Source organism: Rhodoblastus acidophilus (assembly GCF_025961575.1).
Lineage (GTDB): Bacteria > Pseudomonadota > Alphaproteobacteria > Rhizobiales > Beijerinckiaceae > Rhodoblastus > Rhodoblastus acidophilus_C.
Map to the genome: position 1 here is coordinate 19530 of NZ_JAOQNX010000002.1, position 16280 is coordinate 35809.

At 64.7% G+C, this 16280-nt stretch carries 10 protein-coding genes and 1 riboswitch; of the genes, 6 read left to right on the plus strand and 4 right to left on the minus strand.

Going from position 1 to position 16280, the window contains the following annotated elements:
* Window positions 1-14: 14 nt before the first annotated feature.
* From M2320_RS01345 to bluB, 4 genes are all read left to right on the plus strand, one after another.
* Window positions 15-767: a DUF1289 domain-containing protein gene (locus M2320_RS01345; RefSeq protein ID WP_264595753.1), complete on the plus strand. Its 753-nt coding sequence runs from the start codon at window positions 15-17 to the stop codon at window positions 765-767.
* A 48-nt stretch (window positions 768-815) separates the two neighbouring features.
* Window positions 816-971 carry a hypothetical protein gene (locus tag M2320_RS01350; RefSeq protein ID WP_264595754.1) on the plus strand — a complete coding sequence of 52 codons (156 nt, stop codon included), beginning with the start codon at window positions 816-818 and terminating at the stop codon, window positions 969-971.
* A 53-nt stretch (window positions 972-1024) separates the two neighbouring features.
* Window positions 1025-3613, plus strand: coding sequence for a bifunctional aconitate hydratase 2/2-methylisocitrate dehydratase (acnB, locus tag M2320_RS01355; RefSeq protein ID WP_264595755.1), 2589 nt, complete (start codon window positions 1025-1027; stop codon window positions 3611-3613).
* A 78-nt stretch (window positions 3614-3691) separates the two neighbouring features.
* A riboswitch (cobalamin riboswitch) is annotated at window positions 3692-3878 on the plus strand.
* Window positions 3879-3919: 41 nt separating this feature from the next.
* Window positions 3920-4660, plus strand: coding sequence for a 5,6-dimethylbenzimidazole synthase (gene bluB / locus M2320_RS01360; RefSeq protein WP_264595756.1), 741 nt, complete (start codon window positions 3920-3922; stop codon window positions 4658-4660).
* A 183-nt stretch (window positions 4661-4843) separates the two neighbouring features.
* Here bluB and metH read toward each other — a convergent pair whose 3' ends face one another.
* From metH to M2320_RS01375, 3 genes are all read right to left on the minus strand, one after another.
* Window positions 4844-8557: a methionine synthase gene (gene metH / locus M2320_RS01365; RefSeq protein ID WP_264595757.1), complete on the minus strand. Its 3714-nt coding sequence runs from the start codon at window positions 8555-8557 to the stop codon at window positions 4844-4846.
* A 138-nt stretch (window positions 8558-8695) separates the two neighbouring features.
* Complete coding sequence (gene metF / locus M2320_RS01370) at window positions 8696-9577, minus strand: methylenetetrahydrofolate reductase [NAD(P)H] (RefSeq protein ID WP_184427354.1); 882 nt, start codon at window positions 9575-9577, stop codon at window positions 8696-8698.
* 9 nt (window positions 9578-9586) lie between these two features.
* The gene (locus M2320_RS01375; protein ID WP_264595758.1) at window positions 9587-10549 is read right to left on the minus strand and encodes an ArsR/SmtB family transcription factor; all 963 of its coding nucleotides are present in this window, start codon (window positions 10547-10549) and stop codon (window positions 9587-9589) included.
* Between the two features lie 177 nt (window positions 10550-10726).
* Between M2320_RS01375 and M2320_RS01380 the strand changes: the two genes are divergently transcribed.
* Window positions 10727-13498: a valine--tRNA ligase gene (locus tag M2320_RS01380; protein ID WP_264595759.1), complete on the plus strand. Its 2772-nt coding sequence runs from the start codon at window positions 10727-10729 to the stop codon at window positions 13496-13498.
* 6 nt (window positions 13499-13504) lie between these two features.
* Here the strand turns inward: M2320_RS01380 and M2320_RS01385 are convergent, their stop codons facing one another.
* Window positions 13505-13984: a response regulator gene (locus M2320_RS01385; protein WP_184427357.1), complete on the minus strand. Its 480-nt coding sequence runs from the start codon at window positions 13982-13984 to the stop codon at window positions 13505-13507.
* Between the two features lie 260 nt (window positions 13985-14244).
* On the opposite strand from M2320_RS01385, the gene M2320_RS01390 reads away from it, so the two are divergent.
* The gene (locus M2320_RS01390; RefSeq protein ID WP_264595760.1) at window positions 14245-16149 is read left to right on the plus strand and encodes a sensor histidine kinase; all 1905 of its coding nucleotides are present in this window, start codon (window positions 14245-14247) and stop codon (window positions 16147-16149) included.
* The last annotated feature ends 131 nt before the right edge of the window (window positions 16150-16280 follow it).

Sequence of the window (16280 nt, forward strand, 5' to 3'; positions counted from 1 at the left end):
CTTTGTGAGGCGCAATGCTGACCAGCCCCTGCACGGGCCTCTGTCAAATCGAAGATGATTTCTGCCGCGGATGCGGACGCACGCGGGAGGAAATCGGCGGCTGGCGCGGCGCCGGCGAGGATTTTCGCCAGCGCGTCTGGGCAAAATTGCCGCAACGGCGCGCCGCGCTGGGGATAAAACTGCATCGCAAGGACTGGAGCGCCCGGGACGCGCGGGATTTCGTCGTCGCGTCGCTGCGGCGCGGAGGGGTCTGGAGCGCCGGCGGCCTCACTTTCCGCGCCGAGGGGGCCGAGGTTCAGGTCAACGGCGGCGCGATCCGCTGCATTTCGTCCCGGGGCGCGCTCGGCTTTGCCCTCGACGAGTCCGTCTGCGCCTTTGCAGACGGCGCCGGCGACGAATCTATCATCTTGGCGACAGCCAGGCGGCGAACGGAGCCGTCGGGGCCTGGACGGCTTGGGCCTGACGTGCAGGCGGTTCGGGCGCAGGACCGCGCGGCGATCTTGTACGATCTGGGTTTGGGCGACGCCGGCTGCACATATTGTGTGCGCGCGACCGACCCAGATTTGATCGCGCGCCTCGAGGCGCGCGCGGGCGACGGGCGCAACGTGCTGGCGGAACTGTCAAAATATGCGGCGCCACATGCCGTCGTCTTGACCGGGATCGGCCGGATCGAGGCTTTTGGCGGCGCGCCGCCCGGCTTTGCCGGCGAGGAGCGGCGCGAGATTTCGCCCGCCTATGTCGCCTGCGCCCGCCTCCTCCCCGGTTAGACGAGCGTAGCCGTCGATCTTTGGGCGCTGAGCGTGTAGGACGACGAAATGGTGGCGATCTTGCATGCGCAGCGCGGCTGCAAGCGGATGCACGCCTTTTCGACAATCGACAGCAAGGATTTATGGTCGTATTCGCATCCTGAACTGAAATCGTCCGCGCGAGAGCATGATCCCAAAAAGCGGATCTCCGGTTTTTGGAAATAGATCACGCTCAAACAAGGCTCAGCCAACATCGAAATGAATCTGAGGGAGCCCGCATGTCGTTTCTTGAAACCTACCGCGCCCATGTCGCAGAGCGCGCGGCGCTTGGCATCCCGCCCTTGCCGCTCTCCGCGAAGCAGACGGAGGCGCTGATCGCCCTGCTGCGCGATCCGCCCGCGGGCGAGGAGGCGTTTCTCGTCGAACTGCTGACCCATCGCGTGCCCGCCGGCGTGGACGACGCCGCCCGCCTGAAAGCTGGCTTTTTGGATGCCGTGGCCACCGGCCATGAGAAGAACGCGCTGGTTTCGCGCGAGTTGGCGACCCGGTTGCTCGGAACCATGCTCGGCGGGTTCAACATCAAGCCGCTGATCGACCTGCTCGCCGACGCCGAAATCGGGACTGTCGCCGCCGAGGGTTTGAAAAAGACCCTGCTGATTTTCGACTATTTTCACGACGTGCAGGCGCTCGCCGAAAAAGGCTGCGCCAACGCCAAATCCGTGCTGAACTCCTGGGCCGAGGCCGAATGGTTCACCTCGCGTCCCGAGGTCCCGGCTTCGCTGACGCTCACCGTGTTCAAGGTTTCGGGCGAAACCAACACCGACGACCTCTCGCCGGCTCCCGACGCCTCGACCCGTCCCGACATTCCGCTGCATGCGCTGGCCATGCTGAAAAACCCGCGTCCGGGCATCGAGCCGGACGAGGCCGGCGTGCGCGGACCGACCAAGCAGCTGGCAAAACTGATCGCTGGGGGTCATCCGGTCGCCTATGTCGGCGATGTCGTCGGCACCGGTTCGTCGCGCAAATCCGCCACCAATTCCGTGCTGTGGTTCACCGGCGCGGATATTCCCTACGTGCCGAACAAGCGGTTCGGCGGCGTCTGCCTCGGCTCGAAGATTGCCCCGATTTTCTACAACACCATGGAAGACGCCGGCGCGCTGCCGATCGAACTCGACGTCTCCGCCATGGAGACCGGCGACACCATCGAACTGCGCCCCTATGACGGCAAGGCGCTGAAGAACGGCGCGGTGATCGCCGAGTTCAAGGTGAAGTCCGAGGTGATTTTTGACGAAGTGCGCGCCGGCGGCCGCATTCCGCTGATCATCGGTCGCGGCCTGACCGCGCGGGCCCGCGAAGCCTTGGGCCTGCCCGCCTCCACCCTGTTCCGCCTGCCGGGTTCGCCCAAGGATTCCGGAAAAGGCTTTACGCTCGCGCAGAAGATGGTGGGACGCGCCTGCGGTCTGCCCGAGGGCAAGGGCATTCGGCCCGGGACCTATTGCGAGCCGAAGATGACCACCGTCGGGTCGCAGGACACGACGGGACCGATGACCCGCGACGAGCTCAAGGATTTGGCTTGCCTCGGTTTCTCCGCCGATCTCGTCATGCAGTCGTTCTGCCACACCGCCGCCTATCCTAAACTGGTGGACGTGCAGACCCATCGCGAACTGCCGACCTTTATCTCCAATCGTGGCGGCGTGGCGCTGCGCCCCGGCGACGGCGTGATCCATTCCTGGCTCAACCGCCTGCTGCTGCCCGACACCGTGGGCACCGGCGGCGATTCGCACACCCGGTTCCCCATTGGCATTTCGTTCCCGGCCGGCTCCGGCCTCGTCGCCTTCGCCGCGGCGACCGGGGTCATGCCGCTCGACATGCCGGAATCCGTTCTGGTGCGCTTCAAGGGCCAGATGCAGCCTGGCATCACCCTGCGCGATCTCGTCAACGCCATTCCCTATGCGGCGATCAAGGCGGGCTCGCTCACGGTCGAGAAGAAGGGCAAGAAGAACGTCTTCAACGGCCGCATTCTCGAAATCGAGGGGCTGCCGGATCTGAAGGTCGAGCAGGCATTTGAATTGTCGGATGCTTCGGCCGAACGTTCGGCGGCGGCCTGCACGGTGCGGCTCAACAAGGAGCCGATCATCGAATATCTGCGCTCCAACATCACGCTGATGAAGTGGATGATCGCGCAGGGCTATCAGGACAAGCGCTCGCTGGAGCGCCGCATCGCCGCGCAGGAGGCCTGGATCGCCAATCCGGCGCTGCTGCAGCCCGATGCCGACGCCGAATATGCCGCCGTGTTCGAAATCGACCTGAACGAGATCAAGGAGCCGCTGCTCGCCTGCCCGAACGACCCCGACGACATCAAGCCGCTGTCGGAAGTCGCCGGCGACAAGATCGACGAGGTCTTCATCGGCTCGTGCATGACCAACATCGGCCATTTCCGCGCCGCCGGCAAAATCCTCTCGGGCAAAACGGACATTCCGACCCGGCTGTGGATCGCGCCGCCGACCAAGATGGACGCGCATATCCTCACCGAGGAAGGCTATTACGCCACCCTCGGCAAATCGGGCGCGCGCATGGAAATGCCGGGCTGTTCGCTGTGCATGGGCAACCAGGCGCAGATTCGCAAGGGATCGACGGCTTTGTCGACCTCGACGCGCAATTTCCCCAATCGCCTCGGCCTCGACACCCGCGTCTACCTGTCCTCGGCGGAACTGGCGGCGGTCGGCGCGCTGCTTGGCAAGATCCCGACCTTCGCCGAATATATGGACGCGCTCGCCGGGCTGAAGGGCAAGGAAGGCGAGGTCTATCGCTACATGAATTTCGATCGGATTCCCGAATTTGTCGAAGGCGCCGACGCCGACGCCTGAGCTTTTTCGACAAAAAATTGAGGACGCCGCGGGTTTGGATCCGCGGCGTTTCTCATTGGCGCGCTTGCAAGAACTTGATAGGACACATGTCCCGCCGGTGCCTGCGCATGAGAATGGCGCGGGAGAATCGGGAACGCGGTGCAAGGCCGCGACGCGCCCAGCGCTGTGAAGAGGACTGACGGAGCACATGCCACTGGCCAGGCCGGGAAGGCGTTTCGTCGGGAGGAGCCCAAGTCAGAAGACCGGCCGACGGGAATGGTTTTGCGCGCATGGACAGCGCGGAAGACGCCATCAAGGGGACTGTAGATGGATCAAAAAGTGCCTGCCCTGCCGCTGCCGGACGCCGAACGCGCCGGGGTCTACCGCGCCATCATGACCCGGCGCGACACGCGCGGCGAATTCCTGCCGGACCCGGTGTCGGACGAAACTCTCGCCCGCCTGCTGCTCGCCGCGCACCACGCGCCGTCCGTCGGCTTCATGCAGCCCTGGAGTTTTGTCGTCATCCGCGACCGCGCGGTCAAACAGCGGGTGCATGACGCCTTCATCAAGGCCCATGCCGAGGCCGCCCTGATGTTCCCCGAGGAGAAGCGCGACACCTATCGTTCGCTCAAACTCGAAGGGATCATGGAATCGCCGGTCAATATCTGCATCACCTGCGACCGCGACCGCGCAGGTCCCGTGGTGATCGGGCGCACGCATATCCCCGCCATGGACCTGTTCAGCTCGGTTTGCGCGGTCCAGAACCTGTGGCTCGCGGCCCGCGCGGAAGGGCTCGGCGTCGGCTGGGTGAGCATTTTCGATAACGAGGTGGTGCAGAACGCCCTCGAAATCCCTGAGCGCATCGTGCCCGTCGCCTATCTCTGCGTCGGCAAGGTGAAGTTCTATCATCCCCGCCCGGAGCTGGAAGCCGCGGGATGGCGCCCGCGCCTGCCGCTCAATGAACTCGTCCATTTCGACCATTGGGGCCGTCAGGACGCCGAACCGGACTTGCTGGAGCGCCTGCGCGAGGTCGAGGGACGCGCGGCCGGCGGCGGGGACATCGTTTAAGGCCCGCAAACGCGTGGACCGCCCTCGTGGTTCGAGACGGAGGCTCCGCCTCCTCCTCACCATGAGGGCTACTGGAGGGAATACCCTCATGGTGAGGAGGCCCCGAAGGGGCCGTCTCGAACCATGGCCATCAGAACGGCACACCGAATGCGGTCGGGAGCCCCCGACCGCATTTTTCAGTTATCACCCCTGTTTCGCGCCGCGGTCGTAGTTGAGCACCGGCGCCAGCCAATGCTCCACATCCGCGACGCTCATGCCTTTGCGCTTCGCGTAATCCTCGACCTGGTCGCGCTCGACCTTGGCGACGCCGAAATAATGCGCCTGCGGATGCGAGAGATAGAGACCGCACACCGATGAGTTCGGCGACATTGCGAAACTCTCGGTGAGCGTCACCCCAAGGTTTTTGCTCGCGCCGAGCAGATCGAAGATCGTCTGCTTTTCCGTGTGGTCGGGCTGGGCCGGATAGCCCGGCGCCGGGCGGATGCCCTGGTATTTGTCGTGGATGAGGTCGTCGAGGCCGACGCTTTCATCTGGCGCATAACCCCAAAACTCTTTGCGCACGCGGGCGTGGAGATATTCCGCCGCCGCTTCGGCGACACGATCGGCGATGGCCTTCACCAGAATCGAATCGTAGTCGTCGTTCTTCTGCGCGAATTTTTCGGCGATGCGCTTTTCCTCGGGACCGGCGGTGACGACGAAGGCGCCGACATAATCCGGCGTCCCCTCCGGCGCGACGAAATCGGCGAGCGCATAATTGGGCTTGCCATCCGGACGCGAAAGTTGCTGGCGCAAAGTGTAGAGCGTCGCGAGTTTTTCCGCGCGGGACTCGCCGGTGTAGAGCGCGATGTCGTCGCCGATGGAATTCGCCGGCCAGAAGCCCAGGACCGCCTTGGGCGAGAACCAATGCTCGTCGACAATGTGCTTCAGCATTTTTTGCGCGTCGGCGAACAGAGCGCGGGCGGCTTCGCCCTGCTTCTCGTCTTCCAGGATTTTGGGGTAGCGGCCCTTCAGCTCCCAGGAATGGAAGAACGGCGTCCAATCGATGTAAGGCAGCAATTCCTTCATGTCGATCAGCGACAGGACGCGTTTGCCCGTGAACGTCGGTTTCGGCGGCGCATAGGCGCTCCAGTCGATCCGCTCGATGTTGCCGCGCGCCTGCGCCAGCGTGACCCGCTTCTTGGCGCTTTCGGCCTTGGCGTGGACCTCGGCGACATGCGCATATTCGGCGCGAATCTTTTCGGCCTGCGCCGCGCCGTCCGAGCCGAGCAGGCCCTGCACCACGCCGACCGCGCGGCTGGCGTCGTTCACATGCACCGCCACATTGGCCGCGTAATTCGGCGCAATCTTTACGGCGGTGTGGACGCGCGAGGTGGTGGCGCCGCCGATCAGCAGTGGGACGTTAAAACCTTCGCGCTGCATTTCCGAGGCGACAAACGACATCTCGTCGAGCGAGGGCGTGATCAGGCCGGACAGGCCGATGGCGTCCACCTGATGCTTCTTCGCTTCTTCGAGAATCTTTGCGGCGGGGATCATCACGCCTATGTCGATGATCTCGTAATTGTTGCAGGCCAGCACCACGCCAACAATGTTCTTGCCGATGTCGTGCACGTCGCCCTTCACTGTCGCCAGCAGGATTTTGCCGGCGCTCTGGCGCCCGCCTTCCTTGCCGGATTCGATATAGGGCAGCAGATAGGCGACCGCCGCCTTCATCACGCGCGCGGATTTCACCACCTGCGGCAGGAACATTTTGCCGGCCCCAAAGAGGTCGCCAACATGGTTCATGCCGGCCATCAGCGGCCCTTCAATGACATCAAGCGCGCGCGGAAGTTTTTGCCGGGCTTCCTCCACATCGGCGTCGATAAATTCGGTGATGCCATTGACCAGCGCATATTCCAGGCGAGCCTCCACCGGCTCCTCGCGCCAGGCGAGGTCCTTGGCGGTCTTCTCGCCGCCCTTGCCCTTGAATTTTTCCGCGAGCGCCAGCAGGCGCTCGGTGGAATCCTTGCGGCGGTTGAGAACAACGTCTTCGCAGGCTTCGCGCAGCTCGGGATCGATCTTTTCATAGACCGCGAGCTGGCCCGCATTGACGATGCCCATGTCCATGCCGGCCTGGATCGCGTGATAGAGGAACACGCTGTGCATGGCCTCGCGCACCGGCTCGTTGCCGCGGAACGAGAAGGACAGGTTCGACACGCCGCCGGAGACATGGGCGAGCGGCATTTGCTTGCGGATTTCGCGCGTCGCCTCGATGAAATCGACACCGTAATTGTCGTGCTCCTCGATGCCCGTCGCCACAGCAAAAACGTTGGGGTCGAAGATGATGTCCTCGGGCGGAAAACCCACCGTTTCCGTCAGGACCTTGTAGGCGCGCGAACAGATTTCGATTTTTCGAGACTGGGTGTCGGCCTGCCCCTGCTCGTCGAACGCCATCACCACGGCGGCGGCGCCGTGGCGACGGACGATCTTGGCCTGCTCGATGAATTTTTGCTCGCCTTCCTTCAGCGAAATCGAGTTCACCACCGGCTTGCCCTGAATGCATTTCAGGCCGGCTTCGATCACTTCGAATTTCGAGGAATCCACCATCACCGGCACACGCGCAATATCGGGCTCGGCGGCGACGAGATTCAAAAACTCGACCATCACCTTCTGCGAGTCGAGAAGCCCCTCGTCCATGTTGACGTCGATGATCTGGGCGCCATTGGCGACCTGCTCGCGCGCCACATCGAGCGCGGCGGCGTAATCGCCGGCCTGGATCAGTTTGCGGAATTTCGCGGAGCCGGTGACGTTGGAGCGCTCGCCGACATTGACGAAGCGAATGTCGGAGGTGAGGGTGAACGGCTCCAGGCCCGAGAGTTTGAGCTGCGGCGCGATTTTTGGAATGACGCGGGGCTTTACGCCCGCCACGCGCTTGGCGATGGCGGCGATATGATCTGGCGAGGTGCCGCAGCAGCCGCCGACGACATTCACCAGACCGCTGTCGGCGAACTCGCCAACGAGCTCCGCCATGGCCTCGGGGCTTTCGTCATAAAGACCGAATTCATTGGGCAGGCCGGCGTTGGGATAGGCGCAGATGCGCGTATCGGCGATGCGCGAGAGTTCCGCGATATGGGCGCGCATTTCGCGCGCGCCGAGTGCGCAATTCAGGCCGATGGAGAAAGGTTTGGCGTGGCGCAGCGAATTCCAGAACGCGCCCGTGGTCTGGCCCGACAGCGTACGGCCCGACAGATCGGTGATCGTGCCGGAGATCATCACCGGCAGGATGACGCCGGCCTCTTCAAAGGCTTCATCAATGCCGAACAGCGCCGCCTTGGCGTTCAGCGTGTCAAAAATGGTTTCGACCAGCAGAATGTCGGCGCCGCCTTCGATCAGGCCGCTCGCGGCTTCTTTATAGGCGATGCGCAGGTCGTCAAACGTGACGGCGCGATAGCCGGGGTTGGAGACGTCGGGCGAGATCGAGGCGGTGCGGTTGGTCGGGCCGAGCGCGCCGGCGACGAAACGCTTTCTGCCGTCCTTCTTCTCGGCTTCGATGGCCGCCTGCACGGCGAGGCGCGTACCCTCGACATTGAGTTCGCGCGCCAGCGCCTCCATGCCGTAATCGGCCTGGGCGATGGTGGTGCAGGAAAAGGTGTTGGTCTCGACGATGTCGGCGCCGGCGTCGAAATATTGCAGATGAATGGCGCGGATGGCGTCGGGCTGGGTGAGGGTCAGCAGGTCGTTGTTGCCGCGCAGATCCTTCGGCCAGTCTTTAAAACGGTCGCCACGAAAATCCTCTTCGGTGAATTTGTGGCGCTGGATCATCGTGCCCATGGCGCCGTCGAGCACGAGGATTTTTTCGCGCGCCGCCTCGTTGAGAGCCTCGAAGGACGTTTTGCCGCCAAAGCGATTTTGCGTGGTCATCGTATCATCCCAAACCATCGGCGTTGCGCCGCAAACTTGATATCGTCATTGCGAGCGAAGCGAAGCAATCCAGGAATCCTGAGACTTCAATAGCCCTGGACTGCTTCCTCGCTTCGCGCCTCGCAATGACGGCGCGGATTAAGCGGCGCGCACGCCCAGCAGGTGACAAACCGCATAGACGAGGTCCGCGCGGTTCATCGTATAGAAGTGGAACTGCTCGACGCCGCGATCGAGCAGATCAAAAACCTGTTCCGACGCGACCGCCGCCGCGATCAGCCGGCGCGTCGCCGGATCGTCGTCGAGACCTTCGAAACGCTCCGCCAGCCAGTCGGGCACACTCGCGCCAGCCTTTTTGGCGAAATTCGCGGTCTGCTTGAAATTCTGCACCGCCGTCACGCCGGGCACGATCGGAATGTTGATTCCCGCTTTGCGCGCCTTGTCGAGGAAACGAAAGTAGATGTCATTGTCGAAGAAAAATTGCGTGATCGCCCGCGTCGCGCCCGCGTCGATCTTGCGCTTGAGCACGTCCAGATCCTGGTCGTAGCTGGCGCTCTCCGGATGCTTTTCCGGATAGGCCGAGACCGTGATCTCGAAATCGTGCAGGCGCTTCAAGCCGGCGACCAGATCGGTGGAATGGGCGTAGCCGCCGGGCGTCGCGCGATATTCGCCGCCGAGCCCGCCCTGGGGATCGCCGCGCAAAGCAACGATATGGCGCACGCCGGCCGCCCAATAGGCCCGCGCGACCTCATCGACCTCTTCGCTGGTGGCGCCGACGCAGGTGAGATGCGCGGCCGGCGCGATCTCCGTTTCGCGCACGATGCGCGCGACGGTGGCGTGGGTGCGCTCGCGGGTGGAGCCGCCGGCGCCATAGGTCACCGACACGAATTTGGGTTTCAACGGCGCGAGACGGCCGATGGCCTCCCACAGATTGACCTCCATCTCGTCAGTCTTCGGCGGAAAGAACTCGAAGGAGATTTCGATGGCCTTGTGCCGCTCGCGGCTGGGTCTGTTGGCGTCCATGCGTGATCCTTAATTCTTCTTGGCCAGCCAAAGGGAAACGGTGAGTTTTTCGTCGCCCGCCGCGCCGGCGGGGGCGAGATCGCGATGCGCAAGCGCGGTGAGACCGGCGCCGGCGAGATAATCCTCGACCTCGGCGCGGGAAAAGCCGAGGCGGCGGTGCTCATGGCGTTCGCGCAGCAATTCGCATTGATGGGGGGCGAAATCCACCACGATCAGCCGGCCGCCTGGCGCCAGGGCGCGAGCCGCCTCGCGTAGCGCGCGCGCCGGCGTGTCGAGATAGTGCAGCACCTGATGCACCACGGCGAGGTCAAAAACGCCGCCCTCGACCGGCAGCGCGTAAATGTCGCCCTGGCGCAGCTGCACATTGCGCAGGCCCGCCTGTTCGATCTGGGCGCGCGCCACGCCGAGCATGGCCGGCGACAGGTCAACCCCCACCGCCTGTTCGGCGCGCGGGGCCAGCAGCTCCAGCATGCGGCCGGCGCCGCAGCCGATGTCGAGCAGGCGCGCAAAGCCGGTTCCGGCGGCGTCGATGATCGCCGCTTCGACCTCGGCTTCCGGCGCGAGCAAACGGCGGGTTTCCGTCCAGACCGGCGCCTGGGTGGCGAAATATTTCTCCGCACGCGCGGCGCGGGTGGCGCGCACCTCGTCGAGACGCGCGCGGTCGGCGATCAGGCGGGGATCGTTGGCGTCGATGCTGGCCAGCACGGTGTGCGCCAACGCAGCTCCAGGCCCCTTGGCGGCGAGATGGAAGAACGCCCAGGCGCCCTCGCGATGGCGCTCGACCAGCCCGGCTTCCAGCAGCAATTTGAGGTGACGCGACACGCGCGGCTGCGACTGGCCGAGAATCTGCACCAGTTCGGACACGGCCAGCTCCGCCTCCGCCAGCAGCGCGCACAGGCGCAGCCGCGTCTCTTCGCCAATGGCGTCGAGTGTGGCGAGCGTGGCGCTCAAGGGGGCTCTGGTCTGGATCATCGGACTCGCGTGAAAGATATAAAGATATCCTTATACGTGGTGCGCAACGATGTCTATCATGAATATCGCGGCTTCCTGCGCGGACGAGTTGGCGCCTGCGCCCACGAGTCCGTTGACTTAGCCCCCTCGCTCGGTTTTTGTGCGCGCCACGCCTGAAATTGAGACCGGTTCGCCAAAATGATGGAAAAGACGTTCAACCCCGCCGCAGTTGAAACCCGCATCGCGGCGGAATGGGAGCGCGTCGGCGCGTTTCGCGCCGGACGCCGCGAACGCGCGGGCGCAAAGCCCTATACCATTGTCATTCCCCCGCCGAACGTCACCGGCTCCCTGCACATGGGCCATGCGCTCAACAACACGTTGCAGGACATTCTCTGCCGATTCGAGCGCATGCGCGGTCGCGACGTGCTGTGGCAACCGGGCACGGATCACGCCGGCATCGCCACGCAGATGGTGGTGGAGCGCCGCCTCGCCGCCGCTGGCGAGCCGGATCGCCGCACCCTGGGCCGCGAAAAGTTTCTGGAAAAGGTCTGGGAGTGGAAGGCGGAATCGGGCGGCGCCATCGTCAACCAGCTCAAGCGTCTCGGCGCCTCCTGCGACTGGTCGCGCGAACGCTTCACCATGGACCCTGGATCGTCCAAGGCGGTGCTCAAGGCGTTCGTCGAGCTTTACCGCGCTGGCCTGATTTACAAGGACAAGCGCCTTGTGAACTGGGACCCCAAGCTCCTGACCGCCGTCTCCGACATCGAGGTGGTCGCGCAGACGGTGAAGGGCCAGCTCTATCATTTCAAATATCCGCTCGCCGACGAGCAGGGCCGCGCCACCGACGAATTTGTGGTGGTGGCGACCACCCGTCCCGAAACGCTGTTGGGCGACACGGCTGTCGCCGTGCATCCCGAGGACGAGCGCTACACCCATCTGCATGGGCGAAAAGTGGTGCTGCCGCTGGTCGGGCGCCTGATCCCCATTGTCGCCGATGAATATTCCGATCCCGAAAAGGGCTCCGGCGCGGTGAAGATCACGCCGGCGCATGATTTCAACGATTTCGAGGTCGGCGCCCGCCACGACCTGCCGCTGATCAACATTCTGGACGCGGAAGCGCGCATTCTGGTGCGCGAGAACGAAGCCTTTTTGCAGGGCGTGATCGAGAACGACGATCTCACGGAGACGCTGGAGAGCCTGCACGGCCTGAGCCGCGAAGAGGCGCGCAAGGCGGTGCTCGCCGCCATGGAGGCGCGCGGCCTCGTCGCCACCATCGAGGCGCATGAGCATCAGGTTCCGCATGGCGACCGTTCCGGCGTGGTGATCGAGCCCTGGCTCACCGACCAATGGTATGTCGACGCCAAGGCGCTGGCCGTGGACGCGCTCGCCGCGGTGCGAAAAGGCGACACGGTTTTCGTGCCGAAGAACTGGGAAAAGACCTATTTTGATTGGCTGGAAAACATCCAGCCCTGGTGCATCTCGCGCCAGCTGTGGTGGGGCCATCAGATTCCGGCCTGGTACGCGCCCTGGGGCGCGGTCTATGTCGCCGAAACCGAAGAGGAAGCCCTCGCGGATGCGCTGGCCGATGCGGTGAAGCGCGGCGTCTATACCGACGCCCAGGCCGACGCGCTCGCCAATGATCCCGACGCATCAAGCCTGCTCACCCGCGACGGCGACGTGCTCGACACCTGGTTCTCGTCGGGCCTGTGGCCGATGTCGACGCTCGGCTGGCCGGACGAGCCCAATGATCTGCCCGCCCGTTATCCGACCGACGTGCTGGTCACCGGCTTCGACATCATCTTCTTCTGGGTGGCCCGGATGATGATGTTCGGCCTGCATTTCACCAAGCACGTCCCCTTCAAGACCGTCTATCTCCACGCTTTGGTGCGTGACGAGAAGGGCGCCAAAATGTCGAAGTCGAAGGGGAACGTCATCGATCCCCTGCAGCTCATCGACACCTATGGCGCGGACGCCCTGCGCTTCACCTTGGCCGCCATGGCGGCGCAGGGGCGCGACATCAAGCTCGCCGCCAGCCGCGTCGAGGGCTATCGCAATTTCGCGACCAAGCTCTGGAACGCCGCGCGCTTCGCCGAGATGAACCAGTGTTTTGGCCGCCCGGGCTACGATCCGACCAAGGTGAAGGAAACGCTCAACGCCTGGATTCTCGGCGAAACCGCCCGCGCCGTCGGCGAGGTCGAGGCGGCGCTGACCGCCTATCGCTTCAACGACGCCGCGCAGGCCGCCTATCGCTTCGTCTGGAACATTTTGTGCGACTGGCATCTGGAGCTGGCCAAACCGCTGTTGCAGGGCGAGGACGGGCCGGCCAAGCAGGAGACCCGGGAAACCATCGCCTTCGTGCTCGACCAGTCCGCAAAACTGCTGCATCCCTTCATGCCCTTCCTCACCGAGGAGCTCTGGGCGATCACCGGCGAGCACAGCCCGCGCGAAAGCGTGCTGGCCCTCGCCGCCTGGCCCGACCTCAAGGGGCTGGAAAACGCGGCGGCCGAGGCTGAGGTCGGCTGGGTGGTCGATGTGATCTCGCAGGTGCGCTCGGTGCGCGCGGAAATGAACGTGCCCGCCGGCGCGCAGATTCCGCTGGCGCTGGTCGGCGCTTCGGAGGCCGATCAGGCCCACGCCCACCGCTGGGAGGAGACGCTGAAGCGCCTCGCACGGTTGTCCGAAATCAGTTTCTCCAATGAGGCGCCGGCGCAGGCCGTGCAGGTGGTGTCGCGCGGCACCGTGCTGGCGTTGCCGCTCGCGGGGGTCATCGACTTCGCCGCGGAGCGCGCGCGTCTGGAAAAAGGCATCGCCGCCGAGCAGAAGGAGATCGGCAAGATCGACGCCAAGCTCGGCAACGCCGATTTCCTGCGCCGCGCCCCGGAAGAGGTGGTGGAGGAGAATAACGAGCGCCGCGTCGAAGCCGTGGCCCGGCTGGAAAAGATGCAGGCGGCGCTGAAACTGCTGGGCTGACCCGTCTCAGTCCGGGAGCGTCAACAGCGCCTCCGGACTGCGCCTCGTCGCCAGCCCGGCGCGGGCGGCGTTCAAGACCTGGAGCGCGAACGCGTCGATCGTCTCCACGGCCAGGCCGCCCTTGTCCAGAAAACCGGACGCCCCGGCCTGGCGCGCGACCTCCTCGAGATCGGGCGCGTCGAGCCCCGAGAGCAGCAGAAACGGCAGCGACAGCACGGCATGGTTCGGGCGGCGGCTGTCGACGGACACGCCGACGCCTAAGAAAAAATCGACGAGCACGACATCGATGGCTTCGGCGGCGGCGATCGCGGCGCCTTCGTCCAGACTTCCACAGGCGAAGACCTGATAGGCCAGCGTTTTCGAGCGCCGAAGCAGGCGCTTGAGCAAATAAATGTCTTCCGCGTCGTCGTCGACGACGAGAATTCTCACGGGCGGCGAGTCATCGGCCATCAGCCGAGCGCCCTGACTCAGGTCGATGAAAGCCATCCCCGCCTCCCCGCGACGAATGCCTTTGATTTCGAGATCGCGTCCAATGAACGCGCGTTCAGCGATTGCAGTCCAGATCTTTGCATTTAAGCATTTTCTTCAAACGAACCGGCCTCGGCTTCGCTTGAAAATGCTGTAGTGATCGCATTGCGCATTATGATATTGTCAATACTACGTTAGGCATGACACGCAGGCAAGTATTCTGACGCAAGGTCATGCAACGAACCCGCCGCTTCGTGAATTCGTCAGGACGTGAAGGCATGAATGCGCAATTTCAACTTGTGGAACAGCTCGTTAAAGTCACCCCGCCGGGCGGGGCGGTCCCCGCGCTGATCCGCTGGCGCGGCGCGGTTCCGACCTGGCTTTGCATCCTCGCCGGCCTGGCCCTGGCGGCGCTGGCCTTCGCGGCGCGAATCGCCCTGTTCGGCGATTCGGCCAAAATCCCCTATGCGACCTTCTATCCGCTGGTGAGTTTCGCCGCTCTGTGCGGCCCCCCGGCGCTGGGCGCAACCGCCGCGCTGGCCGCCGCATTGGTGGTGGCGCAATTCGTCGCCCCGCTTCGCGGCGCCGACGACGTGACAGCCCTCGCCCTGTTCGCGCTGAACTCCGCGCTCACGGTGGGGCTCGCCGAGGCGCTCGTGCGCGTCTGGTCGGACCGGATCGCGCGGATGGCCCGCGCCCATGCGGTCGAACAGCTGAAGGCCGCCATCGTCGAATCCTCCGACGACGCCATCATCACCAAGACGCTGGATGGCCGCATCACCAGCTGGAATCCGGCGGCGGCGCGCATTTTCGGCTATGAGGCGAAGGACATGCTGGGACAGCCGGTGACCCGGCTGTTTCCGCCCGAGCTGATCGAGGAGGAAAGCGCGATCCTCGCGCATCTGCGCGCCAGCGGCGGCGCGGCGCATTATCGAACCCGCCGCATCGCCCGTGACGGACGGACGCTCGATGTCGCCATCACCATTTCGCCGCTGCGCGACGAGAGCGGCCGTCTGGTCGGCGCCTCGAAAATCCTGCGCGACATCACCGCCGAAAAGCAGCGCGACGACGAACTGCGCGCCAGCGAGGCGCGGCTGCGCTTCGCGCTCGAGGGCGCGCGCGCCGGCGCGTGGAGCTGGGACTGCGCCGCCATGACCTCGACCTGGGAGCAGCATTTCTTCGCCCTGCACGGGCTCGACCCGGCGGAACACCCGCCCTGTTTCGACACCTGGCTGGCGGCGGTGGTGGAAGAGGATCGCGCCCAGGCCGAACAGGCGGTGCGCGCCGCGCTCGCGCCCGGCGCGCCCGACTACCACAGCGAATATCGGGTGCGCGTCCCCGGCGGCGGCGTGCGCTGGATGGAGATTTTCGGCCGCGTCGAACGCGACGAGCGCGGCGCGCCGCTGCGCGTCTCCGGCATTTCGCTCGACGTCAGCGAGCGCCACACCGCCTGGGAGGCCGTCGAGGCTTCCAACCGGGACCTGCAGCGCGCCAACGACAGTTTGAAGAAATTTTCCTATATCGCCGCGCACGACCTCCAGGAGCCCTTGCGCAAAATCCAGCAGTTCTCGGAACTGCTGGTGCTCGATTGCGGCGAGGAGATCAGCGTCGAGGCCGCCTATTACCTGAAAGTGCTCAGCGAATCCGCCGAGCGCTCGCGCGTCCTGATCAACAACCTGCTCGATTTCTCCCGCGCCGCCAATCGCGAGCTGAAGACCGCCTGCATCGACATGGACGCGCTGATGGCGCGCGTCCTGCAGACATGCGCCATCGCCGTCGCCGAGGCGGGCGCCCATGTCCGCATCGCCCCCCTGCCCCCGCTGTGCGGCGACGAGGCGCTGGTCGAGCAATTGTTCCTCAACCTGCTCACCAATGCGCTCAAATACCGACGGCCCGGGGTCGCGCCCGAAATCGTCATGACCGCGACGCAGGACGAGGGGCGCCCGGTCTATCGTTTCTCCGACAATGGCCTCGGCATCGACGCCGGCGAGCAGGCGCGGGTGTTCGAGCCTTTCGTCCGCCTGCGCGAAGCCGAGGGGATCAAGGGCGCGGGCATCGGTCTGGCGATCTGCCGCACCATCTGCGACCGGCACGGCTGGGACATTGCGCTGCGCAGCGAGCTCGGCGCGGGCGCGACCTTCACCATCGCGGCGCCCGCGGCGGAGTCCCGCCAAGCCGCATGAATCCGCGGAAATTCCAAAAGTTTACCTATCGCTTTGGCGGCGAATTCACCTTTGAGCCTTAGCGTCCGACTTTGTTCGGCCGCCATGCTGCGGTTTCTTCGCGCTTCATGTCGGAAGCGCGGTCTCGCGCC